We start from the raw sequence: 15,639 nt of genomic DNA, 5'->3' as shown, positions 1-15,639 counted from the left end.
GATGAGTCATAATCATACGATTCACCGTCATTGCCACCATTTTACATGGGACAACTCTATTGAGCCCGTTTACTCTGTGGAACCGGGTAAAAGCCTGAATTTTGAAGTGACAGACAGTTCCGCGGGACAGCTTAACTCAAAGTCTGTAAAAGAAGATGTGGCAGGGCTCGACTTCGAGCGCGTAAACCCTGTAAATGGCCCCGTTTACGTTAATGGCGCACAGCCGGGGGATACGCTGGAAGTGGAAATCGAAGGATTTGGCCCGCAAAGCTGGGGGTGGACAGCGGTCATACCGGGATTTGGCCTTCTCCACGAACAGTTTCAGGATCCTTATTTAAAAATCTGGGACTTAAAAAAAGGAAAAGCAGAATTTCTTTCCGGAATAGAGATTCCGATTGCTCCGTTTCCAGGCACGATTGGCGTAGCCCTGCCTGAAAAGGGGGCTTACAGCGTGGTACCGCCAAGGAAAAATGGAGGCAACATGGATATCCGGCATTTAACGAGAGGAACAAAGCTGTATTTGCCCGTCTGGACAGAAGGAGCCCTTTTTTCAGTAGGCGATACACATGCCGCCCAGGGCGACGGGGAAGTGTGCGGCACAGCCATTGAAGCTCCAATGGATATTCAGCTCCGCTTTAAACTCCATAAAGGAAAGCAAATAAGTGAACCGCAATTTGAAACGCCTGGTCCTTTAAACCCGGGGCCGGAATCAAAAGGGTATTTCGCCACGACCGGCTACGGAGAAGATTTAATGACGGCCACAAAAAAAGCTGTCACATATATGATTGAACACCTCGTCATGAAGTACGGCCTGAGTGATGTGGAAGCCTATGCGTTATGCAGTGTCGCTGTGGATTTAAAACTGAGCGAAGTGGTGGACGTGCCTCATTATTTAGTCTCAGCTTATCTGCCGTTAAACATATTTAAATAGTTGTCCACATAACATAAGGAAGGAGACCAGTATGGTCAGGTATGGAATAATAGGAACAAACTTTATTACAGAATGGTTTATTGAAGCCGGTAAAACTTTAGAAAGCTTTCAGCTGGCCGCTGTTTATTCCCGGACGAAAGAACGGGCTGAAACGTTCGCGGATAAATACGGCGGGGCAGAGGTTTTCACCACAATAGAAGAGATGGCAAAAAGCCCGTTAATTGATGCTGTGTATATTGCCAGTCCCACATCGCTTCATGCTGAACAGGCGATCCTGTTTATGGCGCACGGAAAACACGTGTTATGCGAAAAGCCAATGGCTTCCCACCATAAGGAAGTGGAACAGATGGTCCGTGCGGCAGAAGAGAATGGGGTTATATTAATGGAAGCTGTAAAAAGTACGGCTTTGCCTAATTTTCAGAATCTGAAACAAGCTGTCAGGAAAGTGGCGCCGGTCCGCAGGATGGTTACAAGCTACTGTCAGTATTCGTCACGCTACGACGCTTTTAAAGAAGGAACTGTATTGAACGCATTTAACCCGCAATTTTCAAACGGCGCATTAATGGATATTGGCCTCTACTGCCTTTATCCAATTGTTGACTTGTTCGGAAAGCCGGACAAGGTTAGAGCTTCGGGGATTAAACTGAGTTCAGGAGTGGATGGGGAAGGGACAGTGATTCTGGCTTATCCTGAAATGGAAGCTGTAGCTATGTACTCGAAAATCACCAATTCATCTCTTCCTTCAGAGATTCAAGGTGAAAAAGGAACGATCGTTATTAACCATATCCAAAAGTTAAGCTCTCTTAAGATTCAATACCTGGACGGGTCAGAGGAGAATGTACGAGTGCTGCAGGACAAGCCGGACATGGTTTATGAAATCGAAGTATTCCATAATAAAATTCACAGACTTCCCGGTGCGGACGCAGTTAACTCGCTTGACACTTCAAAGCTTACATCAGAGGTAATGACATCAGCAAGAGACCAGTTAAAGGTACGCTTTCCTGCTGATGACTCACGTCTCTAAACGATTGTCACTAAACCGACTTTGACTTTTCAAGTTGAATCAACGATAATAACCTTATTTGGTACGTACGAAAAGGAGGTGAATACAGATGATGTTCGAATTTTCCCAGGATCTCGTCCCGGTTTTATTAACAATAAGTTTATATATGACCTTTGCAGGCGCACACCTGATTCAGTTTATGTCTCATGAATCAGCGGCTGCCAACCGGTCACTGACCCAGAAGCAGCTGCACTCGTGGCACAGCCGCCTTGCTCCGTCAAATATGCTCTTGGACCTCAGGGTCGACCGCCTGTCCTGGCTAACCCGAATGATGGGGCGGAAAGAGGGGCCGGAAGACGATGGAGACTACCTTTCCTTCTCGATTGATAAGCTACAAACACATCGAGGAGGATATACATGGAAAAAAACTCTGTATTCACCAGACTTAAAAAATATAGTCCGATTGTTTTAATCGGCGTTCTTTTACTTTTAACATTAAGCGGCTGCCAGGCAAATATGGAACCGATAGATGCTGAAACAGCCGGGGTCTTTAATCACTATGTGATTTACCCGTTTTCCTTTGCCATCAAGTTTCTCGCTGGCATTTTTAACGGCAATTACGGACTGTCCATTATTTTCATGACCTTCCTGTTGAGACTTGCCCTTATGCCGCTGATGATGAAGCAGCATAAAAACCAGCTTTTCATGAGGGAAAAGATGGCCGTCATCCAGCCGGAAATGGACGAAATTAAGGCAAAATTCAAGGATAAAAATTCAGCCGAAGATAAACAGAAAATGCAAAAGGAAATGATGGCTCTGTATGAAAAGCATAATTTCAACCCGCTGACGTCTATGGGCTGTCTTCCAATGCTGATCCAGTTTCCGATCCTGATTGGATTCTACTATGCGATCATGCGGACACCTGAAATTGCCCAGCATAATTTTCTCTGGTTTAACTTAGGTGCTACCGATATGATCCTGCCGTTTGTGGCGGCTGCTGTTTACTTCGTGCAGTTTAAAGTATCGCAAATTGGAATCGACTCGGCCCAGCAAAAGCAGCTTGCAATGCTCGGCTATGTTACCCCGGCGATTATGGGGGTCTTCTCCTTTAATGTCGCTGCAGCTCTTCCTTTGTACTGGTCGGTTGGGGGATTGTTCCTTATTTTCCAAACCGTCTTATTCAAATGGATATACCGGGAAAAACAGCCAGCCTTCAAAACGGCCGTAGAACCTAAATAACAATTACCCGCACCTGCAAAGCTTTTCAGCTTTTGCAGGTGTTTTTTATTTATGAGCGGTGGTATGCGGGGCTTTCACAGGGGCAGAGGGAACGAGCGGGTGTGGGGTGGGTGACTTGGGTGATACGCGAGTAACAGGCAGGTGGGTGCGGCAAACGGTCCAGGGAGAAAACGCGAGAAAAAAGGCGTAGGGAGGAGCAGCGTTGGGGTGGGTGATACGCGAGTAACAGTTAAGTGGGTGATACAAACGGCTCAGTGAGAAAAAGCGAGGAAAAAGGCGTAAGGAAGAGCAGCGTTGGGGTGGGTGATACGTGGGTGCTACCTGGCTGATACTGCGCGCACTATTTTCTCCCCAAACTAAAAAGTCCTCTCAACCAACGGAAGAGAGGACTAAACTTACTTATATTTTCAACTAATTCGCCAGGGTAATCCTGGCCCAGCGGCGGATCAACCTGCTAGCGGCCGGCAAGCCCCTCGGTTCAGCTGGCAGTCGGCTTGCCCCGGCTCACCGCTGCAATCTTTTCAGCCCCCCTATAAACCCTAAAACGGTAAATTATCTGTGATTTATGTTTTCAGGGTATAAATCGTGCTGTAAAAGACGATTTTCAGCGAAGTTTTCCCATTTTGTGCCGGGCTTTCCGTAATTCACATACGGATCTATTGAGATGCCGCCCCGCGGGGTGAATTTGCCCCAAACTTCAATATATCGTGGGTCCATTAATTTGACAAGGTCATCCAGGATGGTGTTCATGCAGTCTTCATGGAAATCCCCATGGTTTCTGAAGCTGAATAAATACAGTTTCAGCGACTTGCTTTCGACCATTTTTTTGTCAGGAATATAGCTGATATAAATAGTAGCAAAATCCGGCTGGCCGGTTTTTGGGCACAGGCTTGTAAATTCAGGGCAGTTAAACTTGACGAAGTAATCCCTGTGAGGGTGCCTGTTTTCAAAGGCTTCCAGAATTGACGGGTCATAATCCATTTTATATTCAACATTAGTGTTTCCTAATAAGTGAACTTCTTCCTCGCGGCTATGCTTATGAGACATAAGATACTTCCTCCTTTTGAACGGCTTCATTATCGTCTTTTTTCAGCCATTTCACAGTTAAATAGATTAAAGGTGTATCGCCTATGGCGATGACAAGCTTAACAAAATACTGGGTGACAATCATTGTGAGTAAAGCACCAACAGGCATGGTTCCGGCAAAAGCGATGGTTATAAAGATAACCGAGTCGAGGAGCTGGCTGCTCAACGTACTTCCGTTGTTCCGCAGCCATAAATGCCGGCCGTTCGTGAGCTGTTTCAGTTTATGAAACAGATGGACGTCAAACAGCTGTGAAATAAAGTAGGCTATAAGAGACGCAGCAACCATGCGCGGGACAGCGCCTAATATCATCTCAAATTCAGCCTGCATATCCCAGAAGCCCGCAGCCGGCAGATTGATGGCTCCAAAGAAAAATACGAGCATCAGTAAATTCGTAAATAACCCGATTAAAACAACTTTTTTAGCCGTACGCTTTCCATAGACTTCTGAAATGGAGTCAGTAATCAGGAACGTGAGCGGATAAGTCAGGATACCGGCCGTTATGACGATACTGCCGAGAGCAAACAGCTTCACCGAAATGACGTTTGAGACAAACAGGGCTGTGAAAAATATTCCGGTAAGAAGGAGCAGTTTATCTTGCTTATTCAACGCAGGCACCCCGGTTCCAATACGCGCGCGCCGCAAAATGTATTCTAAGGTTCAACCATAAATAGCCTGCAGTTTGGCGGGCTGCAAGACTTAATAATCCTTTCATATCATCATCTCCTAGTTTTCTTTTTTATAGCGGAGGATGGTTGCGAACTCCGCTCAAACCTATACTTTAGCATAGTTTAGTGTATAAAGTAAAAGTATTAATTTAAGAAATTTCCAGTTTAAGATGATATAATTAACACCATAGGTATGGTGGTAATATCGCTAATAGCCGACCGCCTCTTTTACCGAAGAACTGTTAAAGCCATTGGTGCAGAACCTTTAAAGAAGCCGGTTGATAACCAAAGAGACTTCTTATGTAAATTGTGAGTGTAAAATGGTACACCAGCACTCTTCTTTAACAGTGCCTTTTAATAAAATGAATTGTAAGCGTTTTCTTAGATACAGAGAAAGGGTGAGCGTGATGGGTAAGACAAAGCACCAGGGACCGGTGAAACTTCCTAAAATGCCGGATCCGAAACACTGGGTGAGTATGGTTCCATTCGGACTGGGGAAAGTAAAGCCGAAACATATCCGGGATACGGCGAAAGTCGTCTGGGAGAATAAAGATAATTTGCCGTATGCCACGCGTATTTTGACACAGGGAGTGTGTGACGGGTGCGCGCTCGGAGTGGCTGGCCTGAAAGATCAGACGCTTGCCGGTCCGCATATATGTACGACAAGGCTGAATGTCCTCAGATTGAATACGATGCCTGCCATCGATAAAAGCATATTGCATCAGGATATTTCTGAGCTCAGGAAAAGGTCGAGTTCAGAATTGAGGCAGCTGGGCCGGATTCCGTACCCTCTTTCCAGAAAACCCGGGGAATCAAAGTTTTCCCGTATTTCCTGGGATGAGGCACTCGACAGAATTGCAGGAAAATTGAAGACTGTGGACCCTAAACAGCTGGCATTCTTTTTAACTGCTAGAGGTATTACCAATGAATCGTATTATGCCGCAGGAAAAGTCGCACGGTTTCTTGGTACGAACCATATAGATAATGCGTCGCGAATTTGCCATTCGCCGAGTAAGACGGCTTTAAAGCGTTCGCTGGGAATAGGGGCGTCGAGCTGCAACTATCAGGACTGGCTTGGCACGGATGTACTGGTATTCTGGGGATCCGTCGCCTCAAACAATCAGCCTGTTTCTACAAAGTATATGTATGCGGCAAAGCGGAAAGGCACAAAGATCATCGTCATAAACCCATATTGGGAGCCTTCGATGGCTAACTACTGGATCCCGTCTGTTCCTGACAGCGCGCTGTTCGGCACGAAGCTTGCTGACGATGTATATCAGGTAAATATTGGCGGTGATATTGCGTTTATGAACGGCGTCATGAAACACTGGTTTGAAATGGAAAAGGAACATCCGGGGTCAGCGATTAACCGGAATTTTATTAATGAGCACACTCATGGTTTTTCTGAATTGAAAAAGCACGTAGAAGCGCAAGACTGGCTGACACTTGAGACGTCCTCCGGACTGACCAAAAGTAGAATGAGAGAGTTTGCAGAACTGCTTGCCGGATCAGAAAGCGGCGTGTTTGTGTGGTCGATGGGACTGACCCAGCACCGGTTCGGAACCGATAATATATCCCAGGTAGCGAATCTTGCGATGCTTAAAGGCTTCATCGGCCGGGAAAAGTGCGGGGTTATGCCAATACGCGGACACTCCGGCGTCCAGGGGTCAGGTGAAATGGGAGCCGACCCGTTTTCCCTTCCAGGGGGAGATTTTGACTCATCTAAAACGAGGAAAAGGATTGAAAAGACCTGGGGCTTTAAAATTCCAGACTGGCAGGGTGATATTGTCGGTGTCTCACTGGAAAACGCCGTCCTCCCTGAAAATCATCCCAGAAAGCTCCGGGCGTTCTACACATCAGGAGGCAACTTCCTTGAAACGATGCCCGACCCGGATTTCGTTAAAAAGTGCCTTGAAAGTGTTGATTTAAGGGTTCACCAGGATATCATCCTGAATACTTCCACTCTTGTAGACGCTAAAGAAGAAGTAATCGTGCTCCCGGCAATGACCCGCTATGAACAGCCTGGTGGTGGCACATCTACCTCGACTGAACGGATGGTCTATTTTTCACCAGAGATTAAAGGGCCGAGAATGGAAGAGGCGCGCCCGGAATGGGAAATTTACACAGAGGTGGCTAAAAGGGTGAAACCGGAGCAGGCACATCTCATAGATTTTCCTGACGCCCAGACTATAAGAAATGAAATTGCTGAAGCGCATTCAGTTTATGACGGTATTCAGCACTTGAAGGAAAAAGGAGATGTATTCCAGTGGGGCGGCGCCTGGCTTTGCGAAGATGGGGAGTGCCCGACACCTGACGGGAAAGGAAATTTACTTCCCATCGAACTGCCGGAACTTCGTAAACCTGAAGGACATTTTTATGTAACTACGAGGCGAGGAAAGCAGTTTAATTCGATGGTATACTCAGCGACGGATCCGAATAATTCTGCAGACCGCTACGATGTCCTCCTTCATAAAGAGGATGCGAATCAGCTTTCATTAAAAGAAGGAGAAGCTGTGGTGGTTTATAACCAGTTCGGCACCTTTCACGGAAGGGTCCGGTTTGCGAATACACGAAGAGGAAACATACAGGTTTACTGGCCTGAAGGCAACGTCCTGATTCCTAAAGGTGTTTATGAGAAGTACGCCGGTATCCCGGAGTACAACACGGCTGTCGTTGTTGAAAAAGCAGAAACGTACCATGCCCATAAAGATACTAAATATGTCGAGAAGCGCATCGAGGAATTGGAAACGGAGATAGGATAATATGATACGCCGCGAAGAATTGTCCAAATACAACAAAGAAGCACATAATATTATGAAAAAACGGCCGATTATTTCCTACGAGAAAAATCAGTTCTCTGAAAAAGAGGACGTAATCGCCGCAGAATCTCCGCTGACCATACTAGTCAATGGGGAAGAGTTCGCGACCCTTCTCTGTACGCCTTCTTACGTAGAAGAACTGGCTGTCGGTTTTTTAGCCTCGGAAGGTATGATCAGAACGATGGACGATATTAAATCCTTGTCAGTCATTGAGGAAAAGGGGTTTGTGTACGTTCAGCTTTATCATACGAACCAGCTGAATGAGAAAGCTGTATCCAAAAGGTATATTGGCTCCTGCTGCGGCAAAAGCAGGCAGTTCTATTTCCAGAATGATGTGAAGACAGCTAAGACGGTGGTCAGCCGTACAACCGTAACAGCTTCCCAATGTTTTAATCTGATGGAAACTATGCAGGCGGCCTCAACGGATTTCCAGCAGACAGGCGGGCTGCACAACGTCGCCCTCTGTTTACCTGAAGAGCTGGTGCTCACCCGTTCAGATATCGGCCGCCATAACGGACTAGATAAGATATACGGGCATTGTTTAAAGCATCGCCTTTCGCTGAAAAATAAACTAATCGTTTTCAGCGGCAGACTGTCATCCGAAGTCTTACTGAAAGTGTCCAAAATCGGCGTGGGAATCGTCTTATCAAAATCGGCACCTACCACTCTCGCGATTGAATTGGCAGATGACCTGGGTATAACGACGGCCGGGTTTATCCGAAATGGCCGCTTTAATGTGTATACTCACCCTGAGAGGATTACCAGCTGAGCCGCTCCGCGATTCCATTTACGGTAAAAATTCTGTATGATAGACGTGAATGAATGGAGGCTCGAACGATGGAAACGACTGTAAAAATAAAAATGGGATTTTCAAACAAATATCAATCAGGCTATCCGTTACTGATGAAGGAAGCGATCGCCAACCCTCAGGTGCTGACCGAAGAAGGCCAGTGCCTGAATGTGGTGGATGAAAAAGGCACGTATATAGGTAAAGGGTATTACGGCCGCCAAAATAAAGGTGTCGGCTGGATTCTTACAAACAGTCAGAACGACACGATTGGCCAGCAGCTGTTCGACAGGAAAATCATTAAAGCTGCCGGGCAGCGCCGTTCCTTTTTTGAAGACCCGCACACTACGGCCTTCCGGCTGTTTAACGGTGAAGGAGACGGGATTGGCGGTTTGACCATCGATTATTTTGACGGCTATTACCTGATCAACTGGTACAGCGAAGGCATTTACCGCTTTAAATCCGAAGTCGTCGATGCCTTACTGAAACACACCGATTGCAGGGGAATTTATGAGAAAAAACGATTCGCGACTGATGGCAAATATGTAGAAGACGATGATTTTGTCACCGGGGAACGGGGAGAATTTCCACTGGTCGTTCAGGAGAACGGCGTCAATGTAGCGGTTTATCTGAATGAAGGAGCAATGGTCGGTGTGTTCATGGATCAGCGCGACGTCCGGAAAGCGATACAGGACCGATACGCTGAAGGGCGGACGGTGCTTAATACTTTCTCTTATACGGGCGCTTTTTCTGTTTTTGCTTCTCTGGGAGGAGCTCAAAAAACAACGAGTGTGGACCTGGCTAACCGGAGTCTGCCTAAAACAATCGAACAGTTCAGCCTGAACGGCCTTGATTACGAAGCTCATGACATTATAGTGGAAGATGTGTTTAAATATTTTAAAAGGGCTGAAAGGAGAGGGGACCGGTTCGGAATGGTTATTCTGGATCCACCCAGCTTCGCCAGGTCGAAAAAATTCACTTTCAGTGCTGCAAAAGACTATGTCAATCTTCTGCAGGAAGCCATTGCAATCACAGAAGAAAACGGGGTCATTGTGGCGTCTACAAACCACGCAGGAGTCAGCCCTAAGAAGTTCAGGAGCTTCGTCGACAAAGCGTTCAAGGAAATGGGTGAGAAGTATAAAATAACCGGTACGTTTTCGCTTCCGGAAGATTACCGGGTACACCCTGCTTATCCTGAAGGAAATTATTTAAAAGTGCTGTTTATTGAAAGAGTTAAAAAATAATATCTTTAGGTGAACGAAGGCAAGGGCTCCCAGAGGCTTGTCGAAGAGCCATAGATGAAAGTAAACCGGGAGAACAGCTGAGTTAGTTAAGGTTTAAAAGGAATGACCCACACGAGGGCCATTCCTTTATTTTTTATCTCCCAGCCGGCGGACCTTTTACATCTCAAAACGCTGAATGGATTTCTGAAGGTGCTCAGCCATTTTTGACAAGGAGTCAGAAGCACTGGCAATTTCCTGCATTATGGCTGTCTGTTCTTCACTTGTAGCTGAGACGCTCTGAATATTACCGGACACATTGTTGGCTAATCCGGCCAATTCGGCAATGGTCTCAACATTCTCAGAGAGGGCCGCGTCCATTCGCTTAATTGCCTCCTGAATGCCGTGAACTTTCACCGATGATTCTTCAGCCGACTGCTCAATCAGAGCAAATGAGTGGCTGGCTTCATTAACGGCTGATGATCCTTCCTTAACAGCTTGATAACCTTTCGTCATAACTTCCACTGAAGTGACCGCCTGCTCCTGGACTTGTTCAATTTTCTGTTTAATCTGGTTGGCTGCATCGCCCGATTCTTCGGCAAGTTTCCTGACTTCGTCAGCAACAACGGCGAAGCCTTTCCCATTTTCTCCTGCCCGTGCCGCTTCAATGGATGCATTAAGAGCAAGCAGGTTTGTCTGGTCGGCAATACTCGTAATGATAGTAACAATTTCCCCAATTGCCCGTGAATCTTCCTGAAGCTTTGTAACGACATCTGCCGACTCGCTCACATGATCATTTATCTGGGTCATCTGGCTAAGCGCTTTTTCAATGGATGACACGCCTTCTTTCGCTGCCCGGGAAGTTTTTTCGCTAATATCCGCTGTGGAAACCGCTTCTGAAGTGACCGCGTTCATTTCTTCCGATAATGCCTGAGACGTTTCATTTAAAGCTTCCATCCGGCTTTGCTGGTCATTGGATGAAGAAGCAATCATCTGAATAGTTTCGGTCACCTGATTGACAGAGACGCTCGTTTCTTCCGAGCTGGCTGACAGTTCTTCGGAGGTGGAAGCGACCTGGGTGGCCTGATCGTCGACTTGCTGAATCATTTCACGAAGGTCAGCTACCATCTGATTAAAGTGGTGGGCAAGCTGGCCAAGTTCGTCTTTAGATTCTGTTTTAATATCTTCTACACTTAAATCACCTTTAGCCACTTTTTCAGCGTGAACTGTCATAGCTGATACTGGCTTACTGATTTTTCGTGTAATAAATAACGAAATGATCATTGATGCCGCAATCATACCTGCACCAAGCAGCAAAGATATAATCAGAATAATGGTATAAGCCTGGTTTATGAAAGAGGCGTCTTCATCGATCCCATAAATCGCATCTGTTCCGCTGACTGGCATAAAAAAGGATTTAAATGTGCCGAACTCGTCTTCATAAATCTCACTCATGGAAGGTGTACCTTCCATCGCTGCATGCATTTCGGGCGAAAAAGGATAACTTTCCATCGTTTCCTCGTAATCACTTAAAGAGATAATATATTCGTCAGAGCCTTCCTGGCCCAGGATGTAGGCGTTCTCCACCCCTGTATAATCTTTATAGGCGTTTAACTGGGCCTGCAGCTCTGTTAACGCAGCGGTATCTCCGCTGTGTGCGGCCGCAATCAAATCACTGTCAACGTCATCAGTAAACATGTCCATATGGGCTGACAGTGTTTCTTCAAAACTGGGAATGACGTATTCATCAATCAAATAACCGGAAAAAAAGTAAATGATCCCACTGAATAGCAGGGCAAAAGTCAGCATGGGCAGCATAATACCCAAAAGAATTTTTTTAAACAGTGATGGCGTGCGTTTTAACATGGGACGGTCACCTCGAATTTTTTATTAATGGTTGCCTCTGCAGCCTGAGCGATAAAATCAATAATTGCAGGAATATGTTCTGTTTTAGTGTAAGGCGAAATGGTAAACAGTTTGGTCACATAGACAGGTATCAGATCAACGCTGTCTCTGCAAGGAACTAAATCGAATTTTTTAGTGTCCCCGAGGAAGATGTGTGACCGGTGCAGGCCGAAATACTCGAATAGGGCTTCATTCCGCAGGTTAGTCGCCGTAATTTCTTCTTTTGTCATACACCCGGCCAGCTCCTTTTCCCAGTTGTGCTCCGGACTGTACAGGCGAAAAGCGGTGACAGGACCGGGGTTATTGGGATTAGTGACAGATATGGCCGGGAAGGAGTCTGTTAAAGCCTTTCGGAACCTTAAATTAACTTTCACATAGTTAGCGAGAAGCACTTGGTATCCTTCTTTACCGAATAATTCCAGGGCGGCTAAAATGGAGATGGAACTCGCCATCCGTGAGCATTCAAGCGTGTAACTCGTATGGTAGTCCCCGTATCCCCGGTCGCCTACGTAAGGAGATTCTGCCGCATCCAAATCTATCAGGGACAGATCCTGTTTATTTTTGACGAGAAACAGACTGGTTACATAGGGAGTCTGTCCGAGCTTTTGAAAATCGAAGCACAGGCTGTCGGCTAAATGCAGATGCTTCATCCGGGAGGCTATTTGCTGGAGGCCGTCTGCAGTATCATTTTCGACATTCAGCGGGTTTTCTGAGAAATCATAGTCGTTAAAGAAAGCGTAAAAGCCGCCAAGGGCTGAGTCCGCATGAATATGCGGGGAGGGAAGAGAGAAGCGTTGCATCACCTTGTCTGCAGCTGATTTAATTGTTTCGATATTGTCTATGCCAAAATTATCAGTCGTCCCTGTAGTAGCGACGATATAAACGGGAATACCGCCGTTAGCAATGACTTCTTCCATCTTTGTTTCCAGATCCGCTTCGTCCATTGAATGATCATGTTTTGTCTTTATTTTAATGACCCGGTTCCTGCCTATGCCTGTTGCTTCAGCGGACTTTAACAGACTGTAATGAGCCTGCTCTGAAGAAAAAACATAAAGGTTTCCTGGCACGCCTTCTTCGATTGCTTTGGGCGAATGTTTGGCAATGGCGAGTCTAAGCCCTGTAAATACGGCCCCCTGGCCTCCCCATGTCGTATATCCCCAGCTCGAGAGGGGATCATAACCGGCAATACGGGACATCATTGCTATCACTTTTGTTTCAGCTTCCGCCCCTGCAGGTCCGTAAACGTCCCACAAATTGTTTCCGTTGAGAAGAGAAGCGGTGAATTGTCCGATAATGCCGGGAATGCTGGCCATGGGCAGTACATTAGTAAGAAAATAACGGGAATGATAAGGGTGGCCTTCCATCAGTTTCGTTAAACTGCCAATGAGGTCATTGACGCTGCCGGGTTTTTGAGGAACGACAGACGTCCCGGTCAGGTTCCTGTAAAAGTTACCGGGCCTGGAATTGTCTCCTTTTAGGGTCGCCTGATCGGGGGACTTTAAGCTGTCCATATTTTCTACAAGAGCGGCAAGCATCTGAACGAATGCGTGCCGGTCCCCGGCGTTTCCATCTTCACTCGGAAAAAGCTTTTGTACATCTTCTATCGTTTTCATATGAATCTCCCTACTTTCTTAATGTGAGGCTCTGGTATGCCAGTCCTCTGAAAAATAAAAGCATTTCTGCCGGTAAAACTGGAAATGCTGTAAAAACAACTTGGAAAAGCTGAGTGACTTGTTTGCTTTTTCAGCTTGCAATTTTAGCTTTATAAGCATTAGACCTGAAGCTTTGGGTCCCTGCTTTTCAGCCGGTTTGCCAATATGTTACACACTGAACATAATAAAATTTACCATGTAGTTCAAAAGTAATCAATATTTTTTAGTATTAAAATATTACATCTTTAATATAAGTACAAAAGTCACGGTTTTAATGCAGGATTTAGTTGTTTGTTGGGTTTTTGGAATTATTTGAGGAGGGGGGGAGAATGATCAGGTGACTAAATTATCTGGCGAACCCGTTTCTTTAAGTGGAATCCGGCCGGAAATAAATTATCATTTATATTCTTAAAACTGGCGGCATGGATAGATATCCGTACCTATTTATGATATAACGAATATTAGTAGAAATTTGCAGGCAGAAAGGTGACTTATATATGAGTGAAAACCCGAACAATTCGTCTAATTTTATTAAACATATTGTTAAGGAAGATTTAGCGGAAGGGACGTACGACCATATCGTGACCCGGTTCCCGCCGGAGCCTAACGGCTATCTGCATATCGGCCACGCTAAATCAATTGTTTTGAACTTTGAACTGGCTGATGAGTTTAACGGTGAAACTAATCTTCGTTTTGATGACACTAACCCTTTGAAAGAAGACCAGGAGTATGTAGACGCTATTAAAGAAGATATTGAGTGGCTCGGTTATGAATGGGAAGGACTTCGTTATGCATCCAACTACTTTGATGAGATGTATAACCAGGCCGTGATTTTAATTAAAAAAGGACTTGCTTATGTCGAAGACCTTTCTCAGGAAGAAATCCGCGAGTACCGGGGCACACTGACAGAGCCTGGTAAAGAAAGCAAATCAAGAAGCCGAAGTGCAGAAGAAAACCTTGAGCTTTTTGAAAAAATGAGAAACGGTGAATTTGCCAACGGGGAAAAAGTCCTTCGGGCGAAAATTGATATGGCCTCTCCGAATATTAATTTAAGAGACCCTGTCATCTACCGTATTTCCCACACTCCTCATCACAACACAGGAGAGAAATGGTGTATTTACCCTATGTACTCCTTTGCACATCCGCTCGAAGATGCGATTGAAGGGGTGACCCATTCAATTTGCACGCTTGAGTTTGAGGACCAGCGTCCGCTTTATGAATGGGTTGTAGAAAATTGTGAGATCGATGCTGAACCAAAACAAATTGAATTCGCCCGCTTAAATTTAACGAATACAGTCATGAGTAAGCGGAAGCTGAAGCAGCTCGTAGATGAGAATTATGTAGACGGGTGGGATGACCCTAGAATGCCGACGATTTCAGGCCTGCGCCGCCGCGGATTTACTCCGGAATCAATTAAAACATTCTGCCGGGAGATCGGTGTCTCTAAAGCTGACAATTTAGTCGATGTCCGGATGCTTGAACACTTTGTCCGGGAAGATTTAAAGCTGACCTCTCCCCGCACTATGTCCGTACTCCGGCCGCTCAAAGTCGTCATTACCAACTATCCGGAAGGGGAAGTGGAATGGCTCGATGCGGATATCAATCCTGAAAATCCGGAAATGGGCACTCGGAAAATTCCTTTTTCCCGTGAAATCTATATTGAACAGAGCGACTTTATGGAGAACCCCCCTAAAAAATATTTCCGCCTGTTCCCGGGCAACGAAGTACGCCTTAAGCATGCTTATTTTATTAAGTGTAATGAAGTGATAAAGGACGACGAAGGGAACGTAGTGGAGCTTCACTGCACATATGATCCTGAGACGAAGAGCGGCACTGGCTTTACTGGCCGTAAAGTTAAAGGGACCCTTCACTGGGTAGAAGCAACGCATGCGAAAGAAGCTGAATTCCGGCTTTATAACTCTCTGATCGACGATGAAAAAAGCGGAGACGATTTCCTGGATTTCGTGAACCCTGATTCGCTGGAAGTGGCTCACGGGTACGTTGAGCCGAACATGGAAGAAGCAAAAGCGCACGACAAATACCAATTTTTCCGCCACGGCTACTTTAACGTGGACCCTAAAGAAACAACTGCCTATAAACTTGTATTCAACCGCATTGTTGAATTAAAAAGCTCCTTCAAGCTATAAGAGAAATGGCCGAGCCCCGGCGGTACGTCAAGAAGGCGTCCCGCCGGGTTTTTTTAATGCGGGGATATGGAAATAGCTGGGGGGTCTGACCCAGTAGCCTTGCACGAATGGAATATATTGTAATTTTAAGTTTACAAACACAAAAAAAGCTCCTATTGTAGAGGAGAGACCAATACTTGTTCCC

General features: G+C 45.8%; 12 protein-coding genes and 1 riboswitch. Of the genes, 8 read left to right on the top strand and 4 right to left on the bottom strand.

Annotated elements, in window-relative coordinates; all coding sequences use genetic code 11:
- Position 1 precedes the first annotated feature (1 nt).
- The 4 genes from BMW59_RS19545 (at position 2) to yidC (ending at position 3,173) form a co-directional block, all read left to right on the top strand.
- Entirely contained in the window at positions 2 to 931 is a 930-nt protein-coding gene (locus BMW59_RS19545; RefSeq protein ID WP_093055701.1) for an acetamidase/formamidase family protein, read from the top strand.
- 31 nt (positions 932 to 962) lie between these two features.
- A complete protein-coding gene (locus tag BMW59_RS19540; protein ID WP_093055699.1) occupies positions 963 to 1,955 on the top strand; it encodes a Gfo/Idh/MocA family protein in 993 nt (330 codons plus the stop codon).
- Positions 1,956 to 2,043: 88 nt separating this feature from the next.
- On the top strand, positions 2,044 to 2,406 hold the full coding sequence (locus tag BMW59_RS19535) for a hypothetical protein (RefSeq protein ID WP_093055697.1): 363 nt from the start codon (positions 2,044 to 2,046) through the stop codon (positions 2,404 to 2,406).
- Complete coding sequence (gene yidC / locus BMW59_RS19530) at positions 2,352 to 3,173, top strand: membrane protein insertase YidC (RefSeq protein WP_093055694.1); 822 nt, start codon at positions 2,352 to 2,354, stop codon at positions 3,171 to 3,173. Before BMW59_RS19535 ends, yidC begins: the two co-directional genes overlap by 55 nt.
- A 552-nt stretch (positions 3,174 to 3,725) precedes the next feature.
- Here yidC and queF read toward each other — a convergent pair.
- Both queF and BMW59_RS19520 read right to left on the bottom strand, forming a co-directional pair.
- Positions 3,726 to 4,220, bottom strand: coding sequence for a preQ(1) synthase (gene queF / locus BMW59_RS19525; RefSeq protein WP_093055692.1), 495 nt, complete (start codon positions 4,218 to 4,220; stop codon positions 3,726 to 3,728).
- Positions 4,210 to 4,866 (bottom strand): queuosine precursor transporter, encoded by a 657-nt coding sequence (locus BMW59_RS19520; RefSeq protein WP_218142002.1) that lies wholly within the window; start codon positions 4,864 to 4,866, stop codon positions 4,210 to 4,212. Before BMW59_RS19520 ends, queF begins: the two co-directional genes overlap by 11 nt.
- Before the next feature lie 466 nt (positions 4,867 to 5,332).
- On the opposite strand from BMW59_RS19520, the gene BMW59_RS19515 reads away from it, so the two are divergent.
- The 3 genes from BMW59_RS19515 (at position 5,333) to BMW59_RS19505 (ending at position 9,775) form a co-directional block, all read left to right on the top strand.
- On the top strand, positions 5,333 to 7,687 hold the full coding sequence (locus tag BMW59_RS19515; RefSeq protein WP_093055690.1) for an FdhF/YdeP family oxidoreductase: 2,355 nt from the start codon (positions 5,333 to 5,335) through the stop codon (positions 7,685 to 7,687).
- A 1-nt stretch (position 7,688) separates the two neighbouring features.
- Positions 7,689 to 8,513, top strand: coding sequence for a formate dehydrogenase accessory sulfurtransferase FdhD (gene fdhD / locus BMW59_RS19510; RefSeq protein WP_093055688.1), 825 nt, complete (start codon positions 7,689 to 7,691; stop codon positions 8,511 to 8,513).
- 68 nt (positions 8,514 to 8,581) lie between these two features.
- The gene (locus tag BMW59_RS19505) at positions 8,582 to 9,775 is read left to right on the top strand and encodes a class I SAM-dependent rRNA methyltransferase (protein WP_093055686.1); all 1,194 of its coding nucleotides are present in this window, start codon (positions 8,582 to 8,584) and stop codon (positions 9,773 to 9,775) included.
- Between the two features lie 156 nt (positions 9,776 to 9,931).
- Here BMW59_RS19505 and BMW59_RS19500 read toward each other — a convergent pair whose 3' ends face one another.
- Together BMW59_RS19500 and BMW59_RS19495 are read right to left on the bottom strand one after the other, a co-directional pair.
- Positions 9,932 to 11,617, bottom strand: coding sequence for a methyl-accepting chemotaxis protein (locus tag BMW59_RS19500; protein WP_093055683.1), 1,686 nt, complete (start codon positions 11,615 to 11,617; stop codon positions 9,932 to 9,934).
- Complete coding sequence (locus BMW59_RS19495; RefSeq protein ID WP_093055681.1) at positions 11,611 to 13,269, bottom strand: pyridoxal phosphate-dependent decarboxylase family protein; 1,659 nt, start codon at positions 13,267 to 13,269, stop codon at positions 11,611 to 11,613. Before BMW59_RS19495 ends, BMW59_RS19500 begins: the two co-directional genes overlap by 7 nt.
- A gap of 126 nt (positions 13,270 to 13,395) precedes the next feature.
- Positions 13,396 to 13,480, bottom strand: a riboswitch (cyclic di-GMP riboswitch).
- A 325-nt stretch (positions 13,481 to 13,805) separates the two neighbouring features.
- On the opposite strand from BMW59_RS19495, the gene BMW59_RS19490 reads away from it, so the two are divergent.
- The gene (locus tag BMW59_RS19490; RefSeq protein ID WP_093055679.1) at positions 13,806 to 15,455 is read left to right on the top strand and encodes a glutamine--tRNA ligase/YqeY domain fusion protein; all 1,650 of its coding nucleotides are present in this window, start codon (positions 13,806 to 13,808) and stop codon (positions 15,453 to 15,455) included.
- Positions 15,456 to 15,639 lie beyond the last annotated feature (184 nt).

The sequence above is a fragment of the Salipaludibacillus aurantiacus genome, from assembly GCF_900111295.1.
Lineage (GTDB): Bacteria > Bacillota > Bacilli > Bacillales > Salisediminibacteriaceae > Salipaludibacillus > Salipaludibacillus aurantiacus.
This window is presented reverse-complemented; position numbering and strand designations above follow the sequence as displayed.